Raw genomic sequence first — 19,145 nt, forward strand, 5'->3', positions numbered from 1 at the left:
ATTGTTTATATTTCCTATTTACATATATTAATATTTTACTCACTTAAAGTAAGCTAACTGCCGTTATTAATATTTTTGTAATAAAAATTGTATATGGTGCATGTAATCAAATTAAGAGGAAGATTGTGGAAATTACGCCATTAATAAAAAAAGAATTGAAGCAAAGTACTCTATATATTTGCCTAGAAAAATGCAAAAGTGCATTTTGGTTTATCTTTTGGTTTAGTGCGGGAATCAATTTATTAATGTTATTTCTACCACTTTATACCTCTCAAGTGCTTGATCGGGTGATATCAAGCGAAAGTGTATCAACACTAACTATGCTGACAATTATCACTTTATCTGCATTTGCATGTTCTGCAATGCTTGAAACTTGTCGATATTTAGCCATGGCAAAAATAGGTGATTGGATCGATAAAACTGCAACACCAGATCTGATAGTAAGGTCAATCAGGCTAACGTCAGTGCAGAGCTCAACTTCAAGTGGTGAAGCAATACGAGATCTCGGGGTAATAAAAAATTTCATTACAGGAAATGGTATATTCTCACTGTTTGATACTCCATGGTCGTTAATTTACCTTGTTGTGATTTTCATGATACACACCTCCACGGGGTTTATAGCTATTGCTGGAATCATTATATTAGTCTCTATGGCAATATGGAATGAACTTGCCACTAAACGAATATTACAAGAAACCAACGAAGAAACTATACGGAATATCAATGCTATAGATGTTGCAACAAGAAATGCAGAAGTAGTTGAAGCTATGGGCATGTCAGAATTCATAGTCTCTGATTGGTGTAAACGAAATGATCAGAATCGAGCAATGCAAATTAAAGCACAAAATCGCTCTAATGTAATTACTGGAATCACTAAGTTTTTGCGCTCAACTCTGCAAATATCAGTAATTGGAACAGGTGCATTACTTGCAATTACAGCTCATAAAACTGCTGGTAGCATCATCGCTGCTTCAATTTTAATGGGTAGAGTATTAGCACCATTTGACGCTGCGGTTCATACTTGGAAGTTTTTAAATCAGGCTAGAATGTCATATGGAAGGCTACAAAGACTTATATTAACATCGCCAAAAAGAGAGCAAACGATGGCTCTACCAGAACCTGAAGGAAAATTGGAATTTGATAGAGTATTTTTTACTCCTTATGGAAGCAATAAACCGACAGTAAAAGGAATATCATTTGTAATAGAACCAGGGGACGTAGTAGGTGTGATTGGTGCAAGTGCTTCTGGTAAATCCACTATCGCAAAATTAACTGTTGGTGTATGGAAGCCAATATCTGGTGTAGTCAGACTAGATGGCGCTGATGTATATACTTGGAATCGAGAAAATTTTGGTAATTATGTTGGCTACTTACCTCAAGATATTGAGTTATTTAACACTAGTGTCAAAGCTAATATTGCTCGCATGAGACCAGATCCAAATCCTGAAGAAATAATCAAAGCAGCAAAAATTGCAGGAATACATGAACTAATACTAAGCTTACCAAATGGATATGATACAACAATAGGAGGTCCTGGAGGAGTAACGCTCTCTGGCGGCCAAAGACAGCTTCTTGGACTTGCCAGAGCTTTTTATGGTCACACAAAACTTTTAGTACTTGATGAACCAAACGCTAACTTAGATAGCAATGGAGAGGCATGCTTAATTAATGCAATTGGCATTGCAAGAAAGCAAAATACTACTACTGTTATCATCACTCACAAGCTACCGTTATTGTCCGTAGTTGATAAGGTGATCCTCATGTCAGATGGTGTCATTTACGCTATGGGACCAAAAGATGAGATTTTGAGCAAATTAGTTGCTCCATCATCAAATACCACAGAAGATGAGCACTCTTCAGCAAATGGTTAGTTTACTTACACTAAATTCTGTATCTGAAATAACAACTGTTCCAGTATTACTAGAAATGTTTACCATTAGAAATAATATTACAAGAATAGTAAATAGATTAATAACTCCTATTAATTAAAGTTAATCGGCAGATAGTGTATATTTCTAATTAATGAGTTTTCTTAATTTATTAATTAAATAGCTTAATATTAGTAGTGATTTTATAAAAAAATTATAATATAAATAATGTTGCTGCGAAAATTTATAACAATATTTCCCTCTAACGTTTAATGAATTTCAATAAATTGCCTTTTTAATTCTAGATAAGTATATGCTCTGTTAATATGTTTAGTTCAAAATCCAAAAGTAAGTTTATGCTTTCTATTGGAGAAGAAGGCATAATGTTACTATATTTTAAAAATAATACTTTAAATAAAAGGTATTTTGTTAAGGGCAAAAACGATAAAGCAGTTTCCGATTTAATTTCATGTCTTTCATCAGACAAAAAAGCACCTTTATACCTGGTGCTTAATCATGCAGATCAAAATTACTCGCTACAGTTTATTACAAGGGCAAACAAGATTAGTGCCTATCTATCAGCAAAAACAAAGATGGAGCATTTTTCTCGTAATAATGACATAAGTTCAGTTTTTTTGGTTGAGAAGCCAAACAAATTCAATCAAAACTGGTGCTATCTTCTTGTTTCATCAAAAGCAAAGCATTTAGTAGAATATTGGTTGAATGTGTTTATTGAGATAGGCTCCAACTTTAAGGGAATATTAATGTTTCCTATAGAAATAAGTAATATAACAAAAAAGATTCTACATAAAGATCCTAATAATTGGAAAATTATAGTTGCTGCAACTAAAACGGGAGGCTATAGACAAGTGGTTCTTAAAGAGAATAAAATGATATTTACGCGTTTAGTACCATTTACTAATGATAATTTACCAGGAATTATTGCTGGTGGAATATATCAGGAAGTGCAAGATACTATTCGATCCTTAACTAAGTTTGGGTTTGAAAAAAATAACCCTATCGACCTTTGCATCATAGTGTCAGAAGATATTAAAGCTAGTTTATCAGTCATAAATTTTTCAGAGAACAGTGTGAACATATTAACTCCATATGAGTTAGGCAAACTATTAGGAGCAGAACTAGCTATAAGTGAAAAAGATAACTTTTGCGATACCATAATTTTGTTTCACAGCTTTAAGAATAAATTAGCAGCTATTTTTAATACAAAGGAAACTAAAGAATTTTATCTATTCAATTATCTTTATTTAAACTCTCCTCAAATTTTTCTATACTTCGCTTTGGTTTTAGTTGTAATTAACGCCCTTTGTTTGCTAAATTTGTATTCAAACTTCAGTGTCGCTGATAATTTATCCGCAAAGCAGAGCACCTTAAATAACCAATTAACAAAACTTAGCCAAAGCTATAATGTAAAAAAAATAGATGAAGTTTATGATTTTATTAATATCAATAATATTTTATCAAAAATAGAATACTCTCCTCTTACACAAGTTAAATATGTAGAAAAGTTAAAAGTACCAGGTATAGAGCTTCGATCATTTGAATGGAATTATAATGAGGCAAAAAGTTATATTACCACAACTTTAAGGTTTAATTTTCGATCCGGTAAAAATATTTCCTATCAATACGAGAAACTACGAAAAAATTTAAACGATAATTTTCGTACCTATGACATTAATATTTCTAACTTACCTGCTGCTAAAGGGCAAAATCTATCTATTGATGTTGAAATAGGAGAGGCAATGTAGATTAATGACTATCTCTCAATTAAAAAGAAAAGCTACAATTCAGTTTATATCGTGTTTGTTATTATCTGTTGGATTAATAGGGTTATTAACATATGTTGTTATCTATAACGAAAAGGTTTATAATAAAAACCAAATTGCGATTGATAAAATACGTTCTATTAATTTACAGATTACTGGAATTCAAAAAAAGGAAGTTGTTCTAAATAAAAACCTAGATTTATGGAAAAAAATTTCTTCTTCAAATTTACACAGTAGCAGATACATTGCAAATTTAAATTTCGAGCTTAGCAGGTTATATAAAAAGTACTATATATTAGAACCTGAAATATCAATTTCTATACCCGAAGAAGTTGAGCTCCACAACAAAAGTGAACGCACAAAAGTAATAAAAAGTGAAGTGGTCCTAAATTTAAGTTCAATCAGCGATAAGCATATTTTTTTATTTCTACAGTCTATTCCAAATCTGCCCGGTTATGTTATGATCAAATCTCTTATTTTAAACAAGCAGAGAAATATTGATGCTGCAACTATGAATCAAATTTTGAATGGTAATATGATAGAGATAGTGAGAGTTAATATAGTCTTTGATTGGTATACTATATTAAGTAGATAAGGTGATGAACATAAAGCTGTTTTTTATTTTTACGCTACTCATTTCCAATGTTAATGCATATTGCAGTTGTGAAGATATCATAGAAAGCATAGAAATTTGTAAGGAGTATTCTTGCCGACAATGTATTGGCAATGAAGATTTTATTGAGCATAAAATATTAGGATTAAATAGTGGAAATTTATGCGTATATATAGAAAAACAAGGTGATGATGAAATGGTTTGTCATCATTCTCAGTATGGAATGATGATAGAAAAAAGATATTTTGAAAGTATTCTTAAAGTTGGCAATCAAGAAATCGATGATTTTATTGATATAGCAAATTTGCGTGCAAAAGAGTGTTTCTTTATTAACAATCAAAAACTAAGCTATACAGATCGGGACGATATAATAAGAGAAGCAGTGGAAAGTGACTTTGACGTTTTGTCACAATATAGTAACGTAAAAAGCATTTTTTTTGATGAAGAGCCAGTTAATAGAATGGTCAATGAAATGGAAAAGTTCAATTTACGGTCTTCAAGAGCTGCAAAAGAGGAGGTATCAGATAATTTCAACTGTAAGGTAGTGAGTTTAGACTCAATTTTATATCTTTCTTCCGATACATGGAAAATATGGGTAAATGGAAAGCTGTTTATAAATACTAAGGACTTAAAGGTGCACTCAGTCACTGAAAATTGTGTGACTTTTGTATGGGCCGTAGATCAAAAAGCAATAAAAAAGCATGCGAATGATTCTCAAAATGTATGTCTTGGACATGGGAGTGTTATGTTTACGCTTTATCCAAAACAAAAATTTGACTTGGATAGCTTATCTATTAAATAATTTAGTATATAGCCAAAGTGACTTAGGTTTACCGACAATTTGAAAAACCGTCATCCCGCTGCTCGTTAGCGGGATCTCAACATAGATACCGCGGGTGGGTAGCTATATATGCGCTTGTAGCTCAGTTGGATAGAGCGTTGCCCTCCGGAGGCAAAGGCCGTGGGTTCGAATCCCTCCAAGCGCACTTTTAATTAAATTTGACAATAGTACTTTCACATAAGATAATAAAGAGATTTATTTAGAGCATAATTATGTCTGGTGGTACCATAAACAAAGTCATATTAGTTGGTAATTTAGGAAAAGATCCTGAAATTAGGACTACACAAAATGGAAAAGAGATGGCAAGTTTTTCAATAGCCACGTCTGAAAGTTGGACTGACAAACTTTCCGGTATGCGCTCTGAAAAGACAGAATGGCATAATATTGTAATTTTTAGTGAAGGATTAGTAAAAATCGTCAAAGATTTTGCACGCAAAGGCAGTAAAGTTTATGTTGAAGGTTCTTTGAGAACTAGAAAATGGACTGACCAAAACGGTAGTGAAAGATACACAACAGAGGTGGTTCTATATAATTTTAATAGCGCTCTTACTCTCTTGGATTCGCGACCAAATTCCGATTACAAGCCAAGTGAATACAAGCAAAATGAAACAGAACAAAAAAATAAGCACGAAAGTTTTGACAACGATATAAAAGATGAACTAATCGACGATGAAATACCATTTTAACAATTTAAATTGAAATTTACATTTTTATGGACTGCTTGTGTTACTCCTTTTAATTGCAATGGGGATGACATAGATTACCGCAGTTTGCAGCGTTTACTTACAATACAAGCTGAAGCTGAAAATGGCGTAGTTTTACTGGGTAGCACAGGTGAAGGCCTATCGCTTACTGATTCTGAAAAGCGTACATTAGTTGAATTTGTATGTAAGCTAAAATTAAATACGAAAATTATAATTGGTGTACCAGGAGTGAATCTATATCAAACTCTTGAATGGCTTGATTTTTGCAAGGGTATGCCTATTCATGGCTATCTAATGACAACTCCCATTTATGCAAAGCCCGGAATTATGGGGCAGACTTTATGGTTTGAAAAGCTGCTTGAGAAAGCACATGTGCCGGCTATGTTTTACAATATTCCATCGAGAGCGGGAGTGAGTCTTCACGCTGAAACTGTACGCAACTTATCCAGCCACGAAAAATTTTGGGCTATCAAAGATTCAAGTGGCACCGTTGATACTTTAGCTCAGTATAAGAAAGTTGCTCCAAATATTGAGGTCTTTTGCGGAGATGATAATATGATATCCGATATGGCCGCTTATGGTGCGGCTGGTCTGGTTTCCGTTGCTTCCAATGTTTGGCCACATGTAGCACATGAATATGTTAAGCAATGCCTACTGTCATTCCAGCACGTAACTAGAAAAAAAACAACTCCTCAAATGACAGGAAATGACATGAAAAGTTCAACAGATATCTGGCAACAAGCTTGCAAAGCTCTATTTATTGCCAGCAACCCAATACCCACTAAAGCACTTTTGCATGATATTGGTCTTATAGAACATCAAACTGTCCGCCTACCACTCAGCACAGAAGACTTGCCTTCTGTTGAGATATTAAGGCAAGCCAATAAAATGATTCTTGGATGGAAAGAACTGACTAATTAGTAGGACAAGGATTACAACCTTTATCAGCACCATCAGCTTTCACACCGCTGTCAACCAAGCCACTTGGTGGTGTTGGTGGAGAAGAAGAGCGTTCAGTTATTGCACTAAAAAGTGACATAATAACTTTGCATGCTACTGCAGCTAAGACGGCTATAGCTAGGGGCGATTCAAGGCCAAGGGCAGCTAAACCTGCTCCAACTCCAAAAGAAACAACAGCCACTGCTATAAGAGGTAAAACACACTTACTCAATTTATCAAACAATTCAGCTTTTTCATTTATCTTTTTTTGGTCATATATATTACCGTATATTTTATCGAGAGAGCTTCTATCTATAAGCAATAAAATGCCAACAAGCGTACACGCAACTAGCGGGAGCATAGAGCCAATCATCCCCCCTACAATAAGAGGTGATAAACTAGAACGATACATAGTAAGAGCTATGGTACTAGCTATAAGCCCTATAGACCCTATGGTTATTGCTGCATATGATGCAAACTTTTTTTGATCAGGCATGATAATCCTCTTCATTGATGTAATCCTTCATTATTGCATAATGTTGCAACCAATGTCAATTATATAACTGAGGCTTTTTAATTGACTTTGAGCGCACTTTAGTCTATACAATTTTAATATCTTAAGCTATAAGACATGTCAGATCTATAGCTAAAGTGGATTAGGTTTACCGATAATTTGAAAAACAAAAATTCGTCATTCCGCTACTTGTTAGCGGAATCTATGCTGAGATACTGCGAATAAATCGCGGTATGATGTGTTGCTTGGGTCAGCTATAGGACCTGTACCAGCACCATGACCTTACCCAGAAAAAATGGAGAGAAAGAAAGGAGTTTTTTTGTGGTAATCCAATCAATCCAATTAACAGCTTGCTCATTATAGTCTTGCAACTTTGATTTAATATACAATCCAAGTGTCATTTGAACACTCCCGAACTTATCACTTTATGCCACTGGTCTTCATCTAAAATTTCTACACCTAATTCCACTGCCTTTTTATATTTGGATCCTGGTTTTTCTCCTGCAATTAGGTAGTCAGTTTTAGCAGAAAGATGTGAGCTGACCTTTGCTCCTAGAGTTTTGGCTCTTACTTTTGCCTCTCCTCTACTCATAGCAAGTAGCTTACCAGTAAACACTATAATTTTATTATTTAAAACAGAGTCACTAGAGTTGGAGCTCACAGGAAGAATTTGAAGACAAGCAGTAAGATCATTTAACATTTTGATGTTATGTTCCTTAGAAAAAAATGATTCCAAAGATTCAGCCCCTTTTTTTCCTATGCCGTCTATACCGACTAGCTCAGTATTATCTGATGACAGTTCAATCATCGAATTATACCAATTATCATAAGAAACATAATAATCTGCAAGCAATTCTGCTGCAACTTGGCCAATAAATCTAATACCTAAAGAAAATATAAACCTATCTAGAGTTATTACCCTTCTGCTTTGTATAGAATTTAACAAATTAGCTATAGATTTCTCGCCCCAGCCAGACTGTCCTTCCAGATTAAATTCATCCAATTTTTCTTCTAAAGTAAAAATATCATGGATTTGTTTTATCAGATCAAGGTCGTAAAAAAACTCTATCTGCTTATCACCAAGGCCAACAATGTCAAATGCATCTTTCGATACAAAATGCTTTAGTTTTTCTATTATTTGAGCTTTACAGGCAAATTCCTCAGGACATCTTACTGCCGCCTCTCCCTCAACCTGACGTACTTTACTACCACATTCAGGGCATACTCCAGGAAACACAAATTCAGGTGTATTTGGAAGACGAGAATCTCTGTTCACTTCAATGACCTGGGGAATTACATCTCCTGCCCTTTTGATTGTTACAATATCTCCCTCTCTTATGTCTTTACGTTTTATCTCATCTTGGTTATGCAGACTTGCTCTACTAACTAGCACCCCACCAATATTGACTGGCACTAAATCTGCAACTGGAGTTAAAACCCCTGTTCTGCCCACCTGTATAAATATCTTATTTAACTTTGTTTTTGCATAAACCGCAGAAAACTTGTATGCAAGTGCTGAGCGCGGTGCTTTGTGAGTATTCCCTAGACGATTTTGTAGTACCAAATCATTTACTTTATAGACTATTCCATCAATATCATAATCCAAGTTATAGCGACAATTATAGACCTCGTTATAGAACTTCAGCATTCCATCCAAACTACTCGTTAAGGACTGATGCTCATTTACGCAAAAACCAAGTGCCTCAAGCTTATTTAGTATTTCACTTTGACTTTTCTCTGCTCCACCAATCAAAGAATAAGCAAAATATCTAAGTGGTCTACTTGCTGTAATGTTTGCATCCAATTGCTTTAGAGAACCAGCAGCTGCATTTCGAGGATTGGCAAATTCATCGTTTTCATTTAACTTTAAAAAGTCGCTGTTACTGATGTATATTTCACCTCTTACTTCTAGTCTTCCTTGCACACCTTGCAAAAACTTAGGAAAGCCTTTTATTGTTGCAACATTGTGAGTGACATCTTCCCCTACAAAACCGTCACCTCGAGTTGCAGCTTTAACAAATCTTCCATCCTCATAAATTGCAGAAAACGACAACCCATCAATTTTGGGCTCACATAATATCTCTATTTTGTCTTCAATTAAAAATCTCTTTATTTTAGACAAAAATTTCTCTACACCTTGTTCATCATAAGCATTCTCAAGAGAAAGCATAGGTTCTTGATGTTCCACCTTAGAAAACCTCTCATCAGGTGGAGCACCAACACTATCTTGTGTTGCATAAATTTCTGGAAATTGTGCCTCTATTTCAGCTAACTTTTTCTTCAGTTCATCATATTCAGCATCACTTATTTCTGGCTTATTTTTTTGGTGATACAAAACATTATGATAATTTATTTGATCTTGCAGTTTTTCTCTCATCTTTTCTAAGTTAGTCATGATATCAATATGATGCTACATTAGCCTTTGTCGTCAAGTTGTGAATTTTCTTGAATTTATCATATGGTCTTAATCCATCAAATATCAAAGGTGCCACAATGCTATAGCCATACTTATTCTTCTCTTGCTCAATTGTATTAGCAGATCTCACTTGCTTTAGCCGTATATTTATATAAAATTAAAATAAATTAGAGTAAATAAGTTATTATTTTACAATATTGCTATTTAAATGCTAACAAGATTCGCTCCAAGCCCAACTGGCTATCTCCACGTAGGAAACGTACGAACTGCTTTGGTTTGTTGGATGTACACACGTAATCAAAATGGAAAATTTCTACTCCGTTTTGATGATACTGACCTTCAGCGTTCAGATGTCAAATATATAAATAATATCATAGAAGACCTAAAATGGATTGGTATCGATTGGGATGCAAGTTTTAAGCAATCAGAGCGCTTTGAGCGCTATAACAAGGCGTTCTTGCAGTTAATAAAAGAAGGGCATATTTATGCATGCTATGAAACAAGAGAAGAGTTAGAAATTAAACGAAAGTTGCAATTAAAACAAGGACTTCCTCCTGTTTATGACAGAAGTGCATTGCTTCTAACTGAGCAAGAGAAAATCCATTATGAGCAAGAAGGACGAAGACCACATTTCAGGTTTAAATTGGATAGAAATGAAGTTGTTAAATGGAATGATGAAGTTAAAGGTGAAATAAATATTGCAACCAGTAGCGTCAGTGACCCTGTGGTAAAAAGAGAAGATGGAATTTATACATACATGCTACCTTCTGTTATTGATGACGTTGACTTTAATGTAACCCATGTTGTACGTGGGGAAGATCATGTAACTAATACCGCAGTTCAGATCCAAATGATTAAAGCATTAAAAGCGAAAATTCCTATATTTGCTCACCTTTCTCTACTACATTTTGATGATAGCAAGATATCGAAACGGAAAGGCGGGCTGGATATCAAGTCCATAAGAGAAGATGAGACTGAACCAATGGCGCTAGTTAGTTATTTAGTGAAGCTCGGAACATCCAATCCAATTGAAGCTTGCGCCTGTATGCAATCTTTGATTGACTCATTTGACATTAAAAAATTTAGCTCAGCATCTGTACAATTCAGCTTGAGTGAAGTATACAAGCTAAATAGCAAAGTGCTGCAACAAATGCCATTTGAAATAGTGCAAGACCGTTTAAATCAAATTGGAGTGGACTCCTCAGAGTTTTGGTATTTTATAAGGAACAATATAGAAAAGTTTTCTGAGGTGGCCAAGTGGTGGAAAATATGCAAATCTGATATAGAGCCTGTGATTCTTGATAAGGAGCTTATAAAAATTGCGTTCAATGCATTGCCTCAAGGCGATTGTAACGAAAACACATTATCAGAGTGGGTAAAAGCTATTCGACAGACAGTGGATATAAAGGCAAAAGACTTATTTATGCAGTTGCGTTCAGCTTTAACAGGAACAGAAACAGGCCCAGAACTTGCTAAATTATTGATTTTTATCGGCAAAGAAAATATCATTGCAAGGTTAAAAAAAAAGTGAAAATCAAAAAATTATATAGTAACCAGACTGCATTCTGTGAAAAACACGATCTTTCATTTGAGCTTTCTTCAATTTAAAGTAAATACAGAAACTAGCTATCTTCAAAAATATAGTTGAATAATTGTTAATAATAGTGTATAATTATTAATATTTTCCAAGCATTATGGCTCTTTCAAAATTTCTCGATCCTCGCAATGATTTGTGTTTCAAAAAAATCTTTGGAACGGAAAAAAATAAGAATATCCTTATTCACTTTTTGAACGATATTTTAGGATTTGCTGAGGCAAGTGCAATACAAGAAGTAGAATTCTTAAGTACTATCATGGATCCCGAAATTGCCTCTGATAAACAAAGTATTGTTGATGTTCTCTGCAAGGATTCTATTGGTAATAGGTTTGTGATTGAGATGCAACTGGCTCGTGATAAAGGTTTTGAGAAACGCGCTCAACTATATGCTGCTAAGGCTTACTCAAGACAATTAGATAAATCTGGCAACTACATTGATTTAAAGAAAGTCTTCTTTATTGCTATTTCCAATTGTAACTTACTTCCTGAAGAAGTTGGTTATATCTCTACTCATAATATACGTGATATAAAAACCAACGGCCATTACTTAAAAGATTTTCAATTTGTCTTTATTGAGTTACCTAAATTTACAAAAAGCAAAGTAGAACAGCTAGAAAGCATAGTAGATCGTTGGCTATTTTTCTTTAAATATGCTGAAGAAACGACAGATGAAGATCTAAAGAAAATTGCAGAAAAGGCACCAATAATAAAGCTAGCATATGATGAGTTAGATAAGTTTCGTTGGAACGAAAAAGATTTAGTAGCTTACGAAGAAAGAATAATGGATCTACGCAAAGAAGAAGCCATTCTTGAATACAGACTTGATCTTGCTGAAGAGAAAGGTATAGAAAAAGGTATAGAGAAAGGAAAAATTGAAGTTGCAAAAGCAATGCTGGCTAATAATGTTGATGTCAACACTATTGTCAAGTTTACTGGCCTTTCTATTAGTGAGATTGAAGAATTAAGTGTGAACGGTTACATTACATAAAAGGTTTAAATATACTGGACATACTGATATACTTTCGTATTAAAAAACACCCAATAAGCAGAGTTGTGAGTGGAATAAACCACAAAATGTAAGTGCTAGGTGGGGTAGTTATAATTGAATTGCCGTAAGAATTTTTTAACTCTGAGATTATCTCTTCATCTGTGTATCCATCATTGATTTTTTTACGAATTGCTTCTCGCATATCATACGCAATCTGAGATCCAGATTCAGACAATGATTCGCCAGAACATATTGGACACCTTATTATTTCAAATAAACTGGTTGCTCGTTTTTCCATGCTTTTATCTCTGAGTTTATTATCCAGAGTAAAAGCGTTTACGCCTGAGTGAAATATCAATATGAAAAGTAAACTAACTACTGCTCTCATCCTTGGTTAATTGGGTTATTTTACTGAGTTGGTTCATAAAATCAGTGGTGGATAACTTTCCAATAAAGCTTGACCCTACATCATCATCGTACTTTATTGAAAATTGAACGCTGTCATCAGTTGTTTTTTCTGATAAGGAAGACATTAATTTTTCAAACGCATCTGAAGTTTTTGAGTCACCAATCATAAACGAGATTAATTCTTTATAATTTGATATAGCCACGTTGATTTTGTCTTTAAATGAAGACGTAACCAAATTATAATTTTGCATTCCACCATCTGCAGCAAGAGAAAAATTATTACTTTGAATTAAAAATTTCTCTATGTTGAAATTAACTCTGGAAGCTGAGATGTGGTTTACAAATTCGTAATCAAATTTAGTGTCGATACTAAGGTAACTTTCAGGACTTGCAGTATTTTTATACCGATAAGTATAAAAATCAAATCCTAGTTTAGTATTTCCACTTGGTTCTTTATCGAGGTGAAATTGAATGTAATTGCTTTTATCATTCACTTCAGTTATAACACTTTGCTGATTTTCTGAAACATCACATTTTAATCCATAATCTGCGTAACGAAGTGTATCTATATAGTCTATCACGGTACTATTTTTGTTGAATCGCAATGAAGATGGTAAATCATTTAGTCTAACAACAAAGTGGCTGCTATCGTTTGTGTGGCATTTTATATTCTTTTTCTCATCACCATGAACAACAATGTTGACTTCATTGCTTGGTATGTAGATATATACTGATTTATCAAACAATCTATTTTTTATCAATAAAGCATCAGATGAGATGGTTAATTGCTTATTGGAAAATTTTGGGTTTGTCACACGGAAAATTAGGTTAGAAGGAAGTCCACTGAAATCATGTGAAATATCAAACTTTTCGTCGTTAATGTATAGTATTGCTTCAGCTAAAAGATTTTTTACCTTACATGCAGAAAAATACCAAAAACCACCATACGCTACAGGAATAAACAAAAGTAAAGAGATGATAATATAGATAAAAATCTTACGCATAGCTAATTATTCCCCTGTTTATCCAATGATATATTTCTTGTACCCCTTGGTATGGTTACACACAAACCGTCGATATCTTTTGTGATTTTTATTTGGCACCCAAGTCTTGATGTCTCTGTTAAGCCAAAGGCTAGATCTAACATATCGTTTTCCTCATCAGATATGGGATTATGCGTTTCTACAGCATCATAAAATTCTGGATCAACAATCACGTGGCATGTAGAACAAGCAAGAGAGCCTTCACATGCACCTTCAAGCAGATCTGGATCACTTCTGTGGGCTAAATTAAGCAGAGTTTCTCCCTCTGCAGCTTCATAGCTTTTCTTACTCCCATCAGGTAAAACAAAAGTAACAGATGGCATATTATTCCTATTAAAATCCTTACTAATTTCTCTGTATTCTACAGGTAATAACTAATATTTGCAAACTCTTTGCAATTCCAGTGCCTATTTTTTGTCATCCAAGTACCCCTTTCTTGTCATTCAAGTAGCTGACTACTTGGATCCAGATTGGATACTGAGTTGGTGAGTATAAAAGTATAGCTTCTACGTCATACCGCCACGAACCGTCATACCGTGATTTATTCACGGTATCTCATCCGCTAACACGCAGCAGGATGACGAGGTTATCGTCATGCTGCCGCGAACCGTCATACCGCCGCAGACCGTCATACCGTGATTTATTCACGGTATCTCACATAGATCCCGCTAACAAGCAGCGGGATGACGAGGTTATCGTCATGTCACCACGAACCGTCATACCGCCGCAGACCGTCATACCGCCGCGGTATCTCTAGATCCCGCTAACAAGCAGCGGGATGACGGTTGTCATGGTGTCATGAAAGTAGCTGACACTGGTTTCCATCCAAGAGGGTGTCATCCCAGTGCCCTGACTACTTGGATCCAGAAAACTTAACTCTACACCAAGTAAATGTACAATAAGAACTAGATTCCAGACTGAAATGACAAGTTCTCGGCAACCCCTACGTCATCCCGCTAACACGTAGCGGGATGACGGTAAACCTAGATTACTTTAGCCATGAATGTTTAAGAAATTTACCAAACGAAAAAAAAGGCAAAAGAAGCCCCGAGTAGCGAGTTTTGACTCTATATTACTGTAAGTGGCGCTGTAATAATGTGCTGACGCTTAGTTTAAGCGCGATTTGGCTGAATGTAGAAAAAATTTAAAAGACATGCAGCCGCTATAATTTTATGTAATCCGCCAATAAATACCTGAGTTTTTTTACTGAATTTTGTTGTTGAACCCGCGCGGATCAAAAACAAGTTTTGAGTCATAAATACCCTTAATACTACAATAAGGGGGCTGGCGGAGTTTGTCAAGGAAGTTTTTTCGTTTCTACTGAATGACAGTTGTGACCTATGCAAGAAGTCTGTTGTAGTTTGTACGATATCTTTATAAAATGGTTCGCATAAGTTATCTAGCAGTGCAACTAAACAAATACAAAAATCAAAACGTCGCGGTTTTTGGTCTTGGTAAAACTGGTTTATCCGCCATTAACGCTCTAATAAAGAGTGGTGCAAGAATATATGCATGGGATGATCATGAAGAGCAAATAGCAAATGCAAAAATGATGTATAAAAAATGTAATTTTATTCATCCCAAGGAATACAATTGGCATGAGATCAGTGCATTGGTTTTAAGCCCTGGAGTGCCAACAGAGCCACATTGGATAGTAAAACTTGCAAGGAGATTTGATTGCAAAATAAAATCAGACATTGAGCTATTTCTTGAAGCTAAAACTACGAACCAGAAGGTAATAGGCATCACAGGAACAAATGGTAAATCAACCACTACATCACTAATAGGGCACATATTAAAATCTGCAGGGAAAAAAGTAGCTATTGGTGGAAACTTAGGCGTTCCTGTTTTGGATCTAGAAAGAGATGCAGAAATTTATGTAATTGAATTTTCCTCTTTTCAATTGGAGTTGATGAATGAAATTAACGTGGACATTTCAGCACTGCTCAATATTACACCAGATCACATAGATAGGCATGGAAGTATGGAGAACTACATAGCAACTAAATTAAAACTGATAAACGGTAGTGAGGTTGCCGTAATAGGATGTGACAATGAGATTACTGCTGACATATTCAACAAATTCACTGGAAACAAAATTCCAATCTCAGCTTCGATGTCATCCTCTTTGTCATTCCAGCCACTTCTTTTGTCATCCCAGTGCTTGGCTACTCGGATCCAGAAGATCTCGTTAAAACTAGAGAATCATAGCTTATCAGTAAGCGACGTGAAAATAAACCTAATATCCAATGCAGAAAACATAGCAGCCGCATATGCCGTATGTAAGCTACTTGGAGTAGATAGCAACACTATTATCAATGGAATCAAGTCCTTTTCAGGACTGAGGCATAGGAATGAACTGCTTGGCAAAATAAGAAATGTGTTTTTCGTGAACGATAGCAAAGCAACTAATGCAAAGTCGAGCGAAAAGGCGATCTTATCTTATGAAAACATAAATTGGATCGTTGGTGGAAGAAGCAAAAAAGGTGGAATAGAATCATTAAGCAAGCATTTCACGAGGATTAGAAAAGCTTTTCTTATTGGGGAATCAACCGAAGCCTTTGCAAACACTATGGAGAATAAAGTAGATTATGTTAGATGTTGCAATCTAGAAGATGCATTCAGATTGGCTTTTGAAGAGGCCTTAAATAGCGCAGAAGAAGTAACTATATTACTTTCTCCCGCGTGTGCTTCTTTTGATCAATGGAAAAATTTCGAGGAACGTGGTGAAGCATTTTGTAGAATGTTTGAAAATCTCAGGTACAATCACACATGCTGTTTAGTATAATGTTGCGTGGAACAAGATGAAATAAAGTTAATAATAGATAAGCTAATTAGGGTTATTCCATTTGAAGGGATAAGCGATGAAACCCTATTAAAAATTTGCACAGACCTTAATCTAGCTAATAGCTTTTGCAAATTTCAGAATGGAATATATAGCGCTTTGGAGCACATAGCAGAGGACTTAAATAGCTCAATGGAAGCTGAACTAAGAAATTCCAATTTAGAAGATATGAAAGTGCGAGAGCGGGTAAAGTTAGCTATTCAAATACGCCTTTCAAACTACGCTAAGCTACCGAATTATAGAGAACTTTTAAAAAATGTTTTATCATTCTCCGTATCACCAAAAAATACATATTTTTCTAGTAAACTTTTATACAGAACTATTAGCGCGATTTGGTATGGCATTCATGACCAATCAACAGATTTTAACTACTATACAAAAAGAGCAATATTAGCTGGGGTGTACTTAAGTACGATACTTTTTTTTATCAATGATTATTCAGAAGATTTTGCGGATACTTTATCGTTTCTTGATAACCGTATCAACAATGTCATGACATTTCAAAAATTCAAAACTCGCTTAAAAGGAATCATAGGAAATTTCTTATAAGCTTTTCATCATACTGGTTATTCATATTTATATTCTCTTGTTTTTTTTTGATCTTTATGTTAAAATAACTAAATATTCATTAACGATAAAATGAAAGTTATTTATCATACCAATAGTGATATCAAGCCAGAAGAAAATACAAAACACGTGATAAACTTTTTTGGAGTACTTGGGTGTATTAAGGTTAATGCACTTGGTAAAGGTGCACCTAATGGGCAAGAAAGTAAGTTAGTTAAGCATTATTTTGACTATCCTTATTTTTCTAGAATTGTTAATCCAGAATTCTTTAAAAAAGAATTGAATGATGAAGAAAGAAAATTCAATAGGAGAATAGTATCACTATGGTTATGTTCTGCTATATTTTCTACTGCTTCTATTGTATCGTTATACTTGGCATACCAGAATCAAAAATCAAAAAAGGTACTTACAGGGTTAGCTTTTGCATCAGTAGTGCTATCAATTTTGGCTACCATATGTTTTATCGTATTTTGCCTATGGATGCTTTTTGACTTTGTTAAGAAAAGGTTCGTTGTACATAGAATCAAAAGCTTTTTGGAAAATGAAGTTAGCCCTGAGTGGATAAAGCGTTACAAAAAAGAACTTGTAGGTGACGATAAGGAAGTGGATGCAGAAGCTCACGATCAAGAGTTAGGAGAAAATAAAGATATAGAAGATATCGTGGAGTTTCTCTTGGAAAGAAAGAAAATTGTAGCGCTATATGAATTTCTAACAAACGGTGAAAAGTTAGTTCAAGCTGGAATGGCAATGGTAAACATGTTACTTGTAAAAGGTGTGCATCCAAACGATATAATTTTGGATACTAACTCTCTTGGAGGAGGAATTGCAGCAGAAGTTTTAAAAAGGTTTGAAAAGCAAGGGATTTATTTAACGCTAATTCATAGTAATTCTTATAGCTCGCTTAAGGATGCAACTAATAACTTTCCTCATGGGGTAGGGAGTTTTTTCATGAGACGGCTTCCTGCAAAATTCTTGAATTTTTGGTTTAGTCGTTGCGGATTGGAATTTAATTCACGAGAGATTATAGAGAATACAAAATGTCCTGTATTGATTGTCGGTAGGAAAGGCGATACTGTGATTCCACAGGAAATACAACTTGTTGGTAAACTGAGTGATCAATCAACTGAAGAAAGGTTAAGAAGAAATAGAGTGCTTGAACATGATCCAGAAAGAGCTTGTGAGAATAAAAATATTCACATCGATCATGAAGAACATTTGGTATGGAAAGATGGCGAAAAATATGAAAGTTATATTAAAATAAAAAGTGATTTTATTGAGTTGGCGGATAATTATCTGGTAAGTAATAACTTTAATGGAGGTTATAAGCCTGAAGAATACAAAAAAAGCCATTTCTCAGGAAACTTGACGGAAATAGAACTGAAACCCATCAATGAAAAGTATATGCAAGTTTAAGTTAATAGAGAAAGAAAAATTATTCTTGCTATACCGTAGGTACGTTCCAAGATTATACTGAAGTTTTTATTGCACTCAAAACCTTCGTTTTTCCTAATCTCTAGAATTATCAATGCATCATCACTTAACCAGCCTGAGTGAGCTAGTCCATTCAACGTTGATTCAACTAGATTGCTATTGTAAGGTGGGTCTATAAAAACTACATCGCACTTTGAAATAGGTTGTGGCAATTTGTTAGCACTGCAACAAATTAGCGTGACATTGTTCGTAATTCCAAAATCTTCTGCTGTTTTTTTAGGCAGTTGCAAATTGTAATAATCTGAATCCACCATGAATGCATGTTTAGCGCCGCGAGAAAGTGCTTCAAATGAAAAAGAGCCACTTCCGCAGAATAAATCAAGTACATTCAAGTTATAAATAGGTTTTCTTGAGGAAAGTATACTAAATATTGCTTCTCGGACAACACTCATAGTTGGCCGTGCAGCTAAATGCTTACCTGTAGTTATTTTTCTTCCGCGATATTTGCCTGCAATGATGCGTAGCATACTAAATAAGCTCCAAAATAACTAATTATTTAATACTATATGATTAATGTCAATATGGCT

General features: G+C 34.6%; 18 protein-coding genes and 1 tRNA gene. 12 read left to right on the forward strand and 7 right to left on the reverse strand.

Going from position 1 to position 19,145, the window contains the following annotated elements:
• The first annotated feature begins 125 nt into the window (after window positions 1–125).
• The 7 genes from ABWU75_RS04490 (at window position 126) to dapA (ending at window position 6,731) form a co-directional block, all read left to right on the forward strand.
• On the forward strand, window positions 126–1,871 hold the full coding sequence (locus tag ABWU75_RS04490) for a type I secretion system permease/ATPase (RefSeq protein WP_353286695.1): 1,746 nt from the start codon (window positions 126–128) through the stop codon (window positions 1,869–1,871).
• Window positions 1,872–2,194: 323 nt separating this feature from the next.
• On the forward strand, window positions 2,195–3,634 hold the full coding sequence (locus ABWU75_RS04495; protein ID WP_264731510.1) for a hypothetical protein: 1,440 nt from the start codon (window positions 2,195–2,197) through the stop codon (window positions 3,632–3,634).
• Window positions 3,635–3,638: 4 nt separating this feature from the next.
• The gene (locus ABWU75_RS04500) at window positions 3,639–4,247 is read left to right on the forward strand and encodes a hypothetical protein (RefSeq protein WP_253309205.1); all 609 of its coding nucleotides are present in this window, start codon (window positions 3,639–3,641) and stop codon (window positions 4,245–4,247) included.
• A 4-nt stretch (window positions 4,248–4,251) separates the two neighbouring features.
• The gene (locus ABWU75_RS04505; RefSeq protein ID WP_353287071.1) at window positions 4,252–5,067 is read left to right on the forward strand and encodes a hypothetical protein; all 816 of its coding nucleotides are present in this window, start codon (window positions 4,252–4,254) and stop codon (window positions 5,065–5,067) included.
• Window positions 5,068–5,177: 110 nt separating this feature from the next.
• A tRNA-Arg gene (locus ABWU75_RS04510) sits at window positions 5,178–5,251 on the forward strand.
• A 67-nt stretch (window positions 5,252–5,318) separates the two neighbouring features.
• Entirely contained in the window at window positions 5,319–5,792 is a 474-nt protein-coding gene (gene ssb, locus ABWU75_RS04515; RefSeq protein ID WP_096616007.1) for a single-stranded DNA-binding protein, read from the forward strand.
• A gap of 9 nt (window positions 5,793–5,801) precedes the next feature.
• The gene (gene dapA, locus ABWU75_RS04520; RefSeq protein WP_264731512.1) at window positions 5,802–6,731 is read left to right on the forward strand and encodes a 4-hydroxy-tetrahydrodipicolinate synthase; all 930 of its coding nucleotides are present in this window, start codon (window positions 5,802–5,804) and stop codon (window positions 6,729–6,731) included.
• On the opposite strand, the gene ABWU75_RS04525 is transcribed toward dapA, so the two are convergent.
• The 3 genes from ABWU75_RS04525 to ABWU75_RS04535 form a co-directional block, all read right to left on the reverse strand.
• Window positions 6,724–7,245 (reverse strand): hypothetical protein, encoded by a 522-nt coding sequence (locus ABWU75_RS04525; protein WP_264731514.1) that lies wholly within the window; start codon window positions 7,243–7,245, stop codon window positions 6,724–6,726. The genes dapA and ABWU75_RS04525 overlap by 8 nt on opposite strands.
• Before the next feature lie 415 nt (window positions 7,246–7,660).
• On the reverse strand, window positions 7,661–9,658 hold the full coding sequence (gene ligA / locus ABWU75_RS04530) for an NAD-dependent DNA ligase LigA (protein WP_353286696.1): 1,998 nt from the start codon (window positions 9,656–9,658) through the stop codon (window positions 7,661–7,663).
• Window positions 9,659–9,662: 4 nt separating this feature from the next.
• Window positions 9,663–9,809 (reverse strand): hypothetical protein, encoded by a 147-nt coding sequence (locus ABWU75_RS04535; RefSeq protein ID WP_264687924.1) that lies wholly within the window; start codon window positions 9,807–9,809, stop codon window positions 9,663–9,665.
• A 78-nt stretch (window positions 9,810–9,887) separates the two neighbouring features.
• Between ABWU75_RS04535 and gltX the strand changes: the two genes are divergently transcribed.
• Together gltX and ABWU75_RS04545 are read left to right on the forward strand one after the other, a co-directional pair.
• Window positions 9,888–11,210, forward strand: a complete 1,323-nt coding sequence (gene gltX / locus ABWU75_RS04540) for a glutamate--tRNA ligase (protein ID WP_353286697.1) — start codon at window positions 9,888–9,890, stop codon at window positions 11,208–11,210.
• Between the two features lie 163 nt (window positions 11,211–11,373).
• Window positions 11,374–12,264 carry an Rpn family recombination-promoting nuclease/putative transposase gene (locus tag ABWU75_RS04545; RefSeq protein WP_353276007.1) on the forward strand — a complete coding sequence of 297 codons (891 nt, stop codon included), beginning with the start codon at window positions 11,374–11,376 and terminating at the stop codon, window positions 12,262–12,264.
• On the opposite strand, the gene ABWU75_RS04550 is transcribed toward ABWU75_RS04545, so the two are convergent.
• The 3 genes from ABWU75_RS04550 to ABWU75_RS04560 are packed head-to-tail and all read right to left on the reverse strand — an operon-like array spanning window position 12,257 to window position 14,038.
• Window positions 12,257–12,652, reverse strand: a complete 396-nt coding sequence (locus ABWU75_RS04550; RefSeq protein WP_264735675.1) for a cytochrome c-type biogenesis protein CcmH — start codon at window positions 12,650–12,652, stop codon at window positions 12,257–12,259. The genes ABWU75_RS04545 and ABWU75_RS04550 overlap by 8 nt on opposite strands.
• The gene (locus tag ABWU75_RS04555) at window positions 12,636–13,676 is read right to left on the reverse strand and encodes a hypothetical protein (RefSeq protein WP_353286698.1); all 1,041 of its coding nucleotides are present in this window, start codon (window positions 13,674–13,676) and stop codon (window positions 12,636–12,638) included. The genes ABWU75_RS04550 and ABWU75_RS04555 overlap by 17 nt, the downstream gene beginning before the upstream one ends.
• A 2-nt stretch (window positions 13,677–13,678) precedes the next feature.
• The gene (locus ABWU75_RS04560; RefSeq protein WP_064125547.1) at window positions 13,679–14,038 is read right to left on the reverse strand and encodes a ferredoxin family 2Fe-2S iron-sulfur cluster binding protein; all 360 of its coding nucleotides are present in this window, start codon (window positions 14,036–14,038) and stop codon (window positions 13,679–13,681) included.
• Window positions 14,039–15,096: 1,058 nt separating this feature from the next.
• Here ABWU75_RS04560 and murD point away from each other — a divergent pair.
• The 3 genes from murD (at window position 15,097) to ABWU75_RS04575 (ending at window position 18,540) form a co-directional block, all read left to right on the forward strand.
• The gene (gene murD / locus ABWU75_RS04565) at window positions 15,097–16,503 is read left to right on the forward strand and encodes a UDP-N-acetylmuramoyl-L-alanine--D-glutamate ligase (RefSeq protein WP_341822845.1); all 1,407 of its coding nucleotides are present in this window, start codon (window positions 15,097–15,099) and stop codon (window positions 16,501–16,503) included.
• Between the two features lie 6 nt (window positions 16,504–16,509).
• Window positions 16,510–17,109, forward strand: coding sequence for a COQ9 family protein (locus ABWU75_RS04570; RefSeq protein WP_264329272.1), 600 nt, complete (start codon window positions 16,510–16,512; stop codon window positions 17,107–17,109).
• Between the two features lie 90 nt (window positions 17,110–17,199).
• Complete coding sequence (locus ABWU75_RS04575) at window positions 17,200–18,540, forward strand: hypothetical protein (RefSeq protein WP_353286699.1); 1,341 nt, start codon at window positions 17,200–17,202, stop codon at window positions 18,538–18,540.
• On the opposite strand, the gene rsmD is transcribed toward ABWU75_RS04575, so the two are convergent.
• Window positions 18,537–19,085: a 16S rRNA (guanine(966)-N(2))-methyltransferase RsmD gene (gene rsmD, locus ABWU75_RS04580; RefSeq protein WP_253309159.1), complete on the reverse strand. Its 549-nt coding sequence runs from the start codon at window positions 19,083–19,085 to the stop codon at window positions 18,537–18,539. The two genes, ABWU75_RS04575 and rsmD, sit on opposite strands and share 4 nt — an antisense overlap.
• Window positions 19,086–19,145 lie beyond the last annotated feature (60 nt).

Source organism: Wolbachia endosymbiont (group A) of Anthophora plumipes (genome assembly GCF_964028115.1).
In the GTDB taxonomy this organism is placed as follows: Bacteria; Pseudomonadota; Alphaproteobacteria; order Rickettsiales; family Anaplasmataceae; genus Wolbachia.

Bases quoted from the DNA above. Each gene is read 5' to 3' on its own strand.
- ABWU75_RS04525 (WP_264731514.1), bottom strand. From the start codon at position 7,245: ATGCCTGATCAAAAAAAGTTTGCATCATATGCAGCAATAACCATAGGG.
- murD (WP_341822845.1), top strand. From the start codon at position 15,097: ATGGTTCGCATAAGTTATCTAGCAGTGCAACTAAACAAATACAAAAAT.
- ssb (WP_096616007.1), top strand. From the start codon at position 5,319: ATGTCTGGTGGTACCATAAACAAAGTCATATTAGTTGGTAATTTAGGA.
- ABWU75_RS04495 (WP_264731510.1), top strand. From the start codon at position 2,195: ATGTTTAGTTCAAAATCCAAAAGTAAGTTTATGCTTTCTATTGGAGAA.
- ABWU75_RS04545 (WP_353276007.1), top strand. From the start codon at position 11,374: ATGGCTCTTTCAAAATTTCTCGATCCTCGCAATGATTTGTGTTTCAAA.
- ABWU75_RS04555 (WP_353286698.1), bottom strand. From the start codon at position 13,676: ATGCGTAAGATTTTTATCTATATTATCATCTCTTTACTTTTGTTTATT.
- ABWU75_RS04575 (WP_353286699.1), top strand. From the start codon at position 17,200: ATGAAAGTTATTTATCATACCAATAGTGATATCAAGCCAGAAGAAAAT.
- ABWU75_RS04550 (WP_264735675.1), bottom strand. From the start codon at position 12,652: ATGAGAGCAGTAGTTAGTTTACTTTTCATATTGATATTTCACTCAGGC.
- ABWU75_RS04560 (WP_064125547.1), bottom strand. From the start codon at position 14,038: ATGCCATCTGTTACTTTTGTTTTACCTGATGGGAGTAAGAAAAGCTAT.
- ABWU75_RS04505 (WP_353287071.1), top strand. From the start codon at position 4,252: ATGAACATAAAGCTGTTTTTTATTTTTACGCTACTCATTTCCAATGTT.
- ABWU75_RS04500 (WP_253309205.1), top strand. From the start codon at position 3,639: ATGACTATCTCTCAATTAAAAAGAAAAGCTACAATTCAGTTTATATCG.
- gltX (WP_353286697.1), top strand. From the start codon at position 9,888: ATGCTAACAAGATTCGCTCCAAGCCCAACTGGCTATCTCCACGTAGGA.
- rsmD (WP_253309159.1), bottom strand. From the start codon at position 19,085: ATGCTACGCATCATTGCAGGCAAATATCGCGGAAGAAAAATAACTACA.
- ligA (WP_353286696.1), bottom strand. From the start codon at position 9,658: ATGACTAACTTAGAAAAGATGAGAGAAAAACTGCAAGATCAAATAAAT.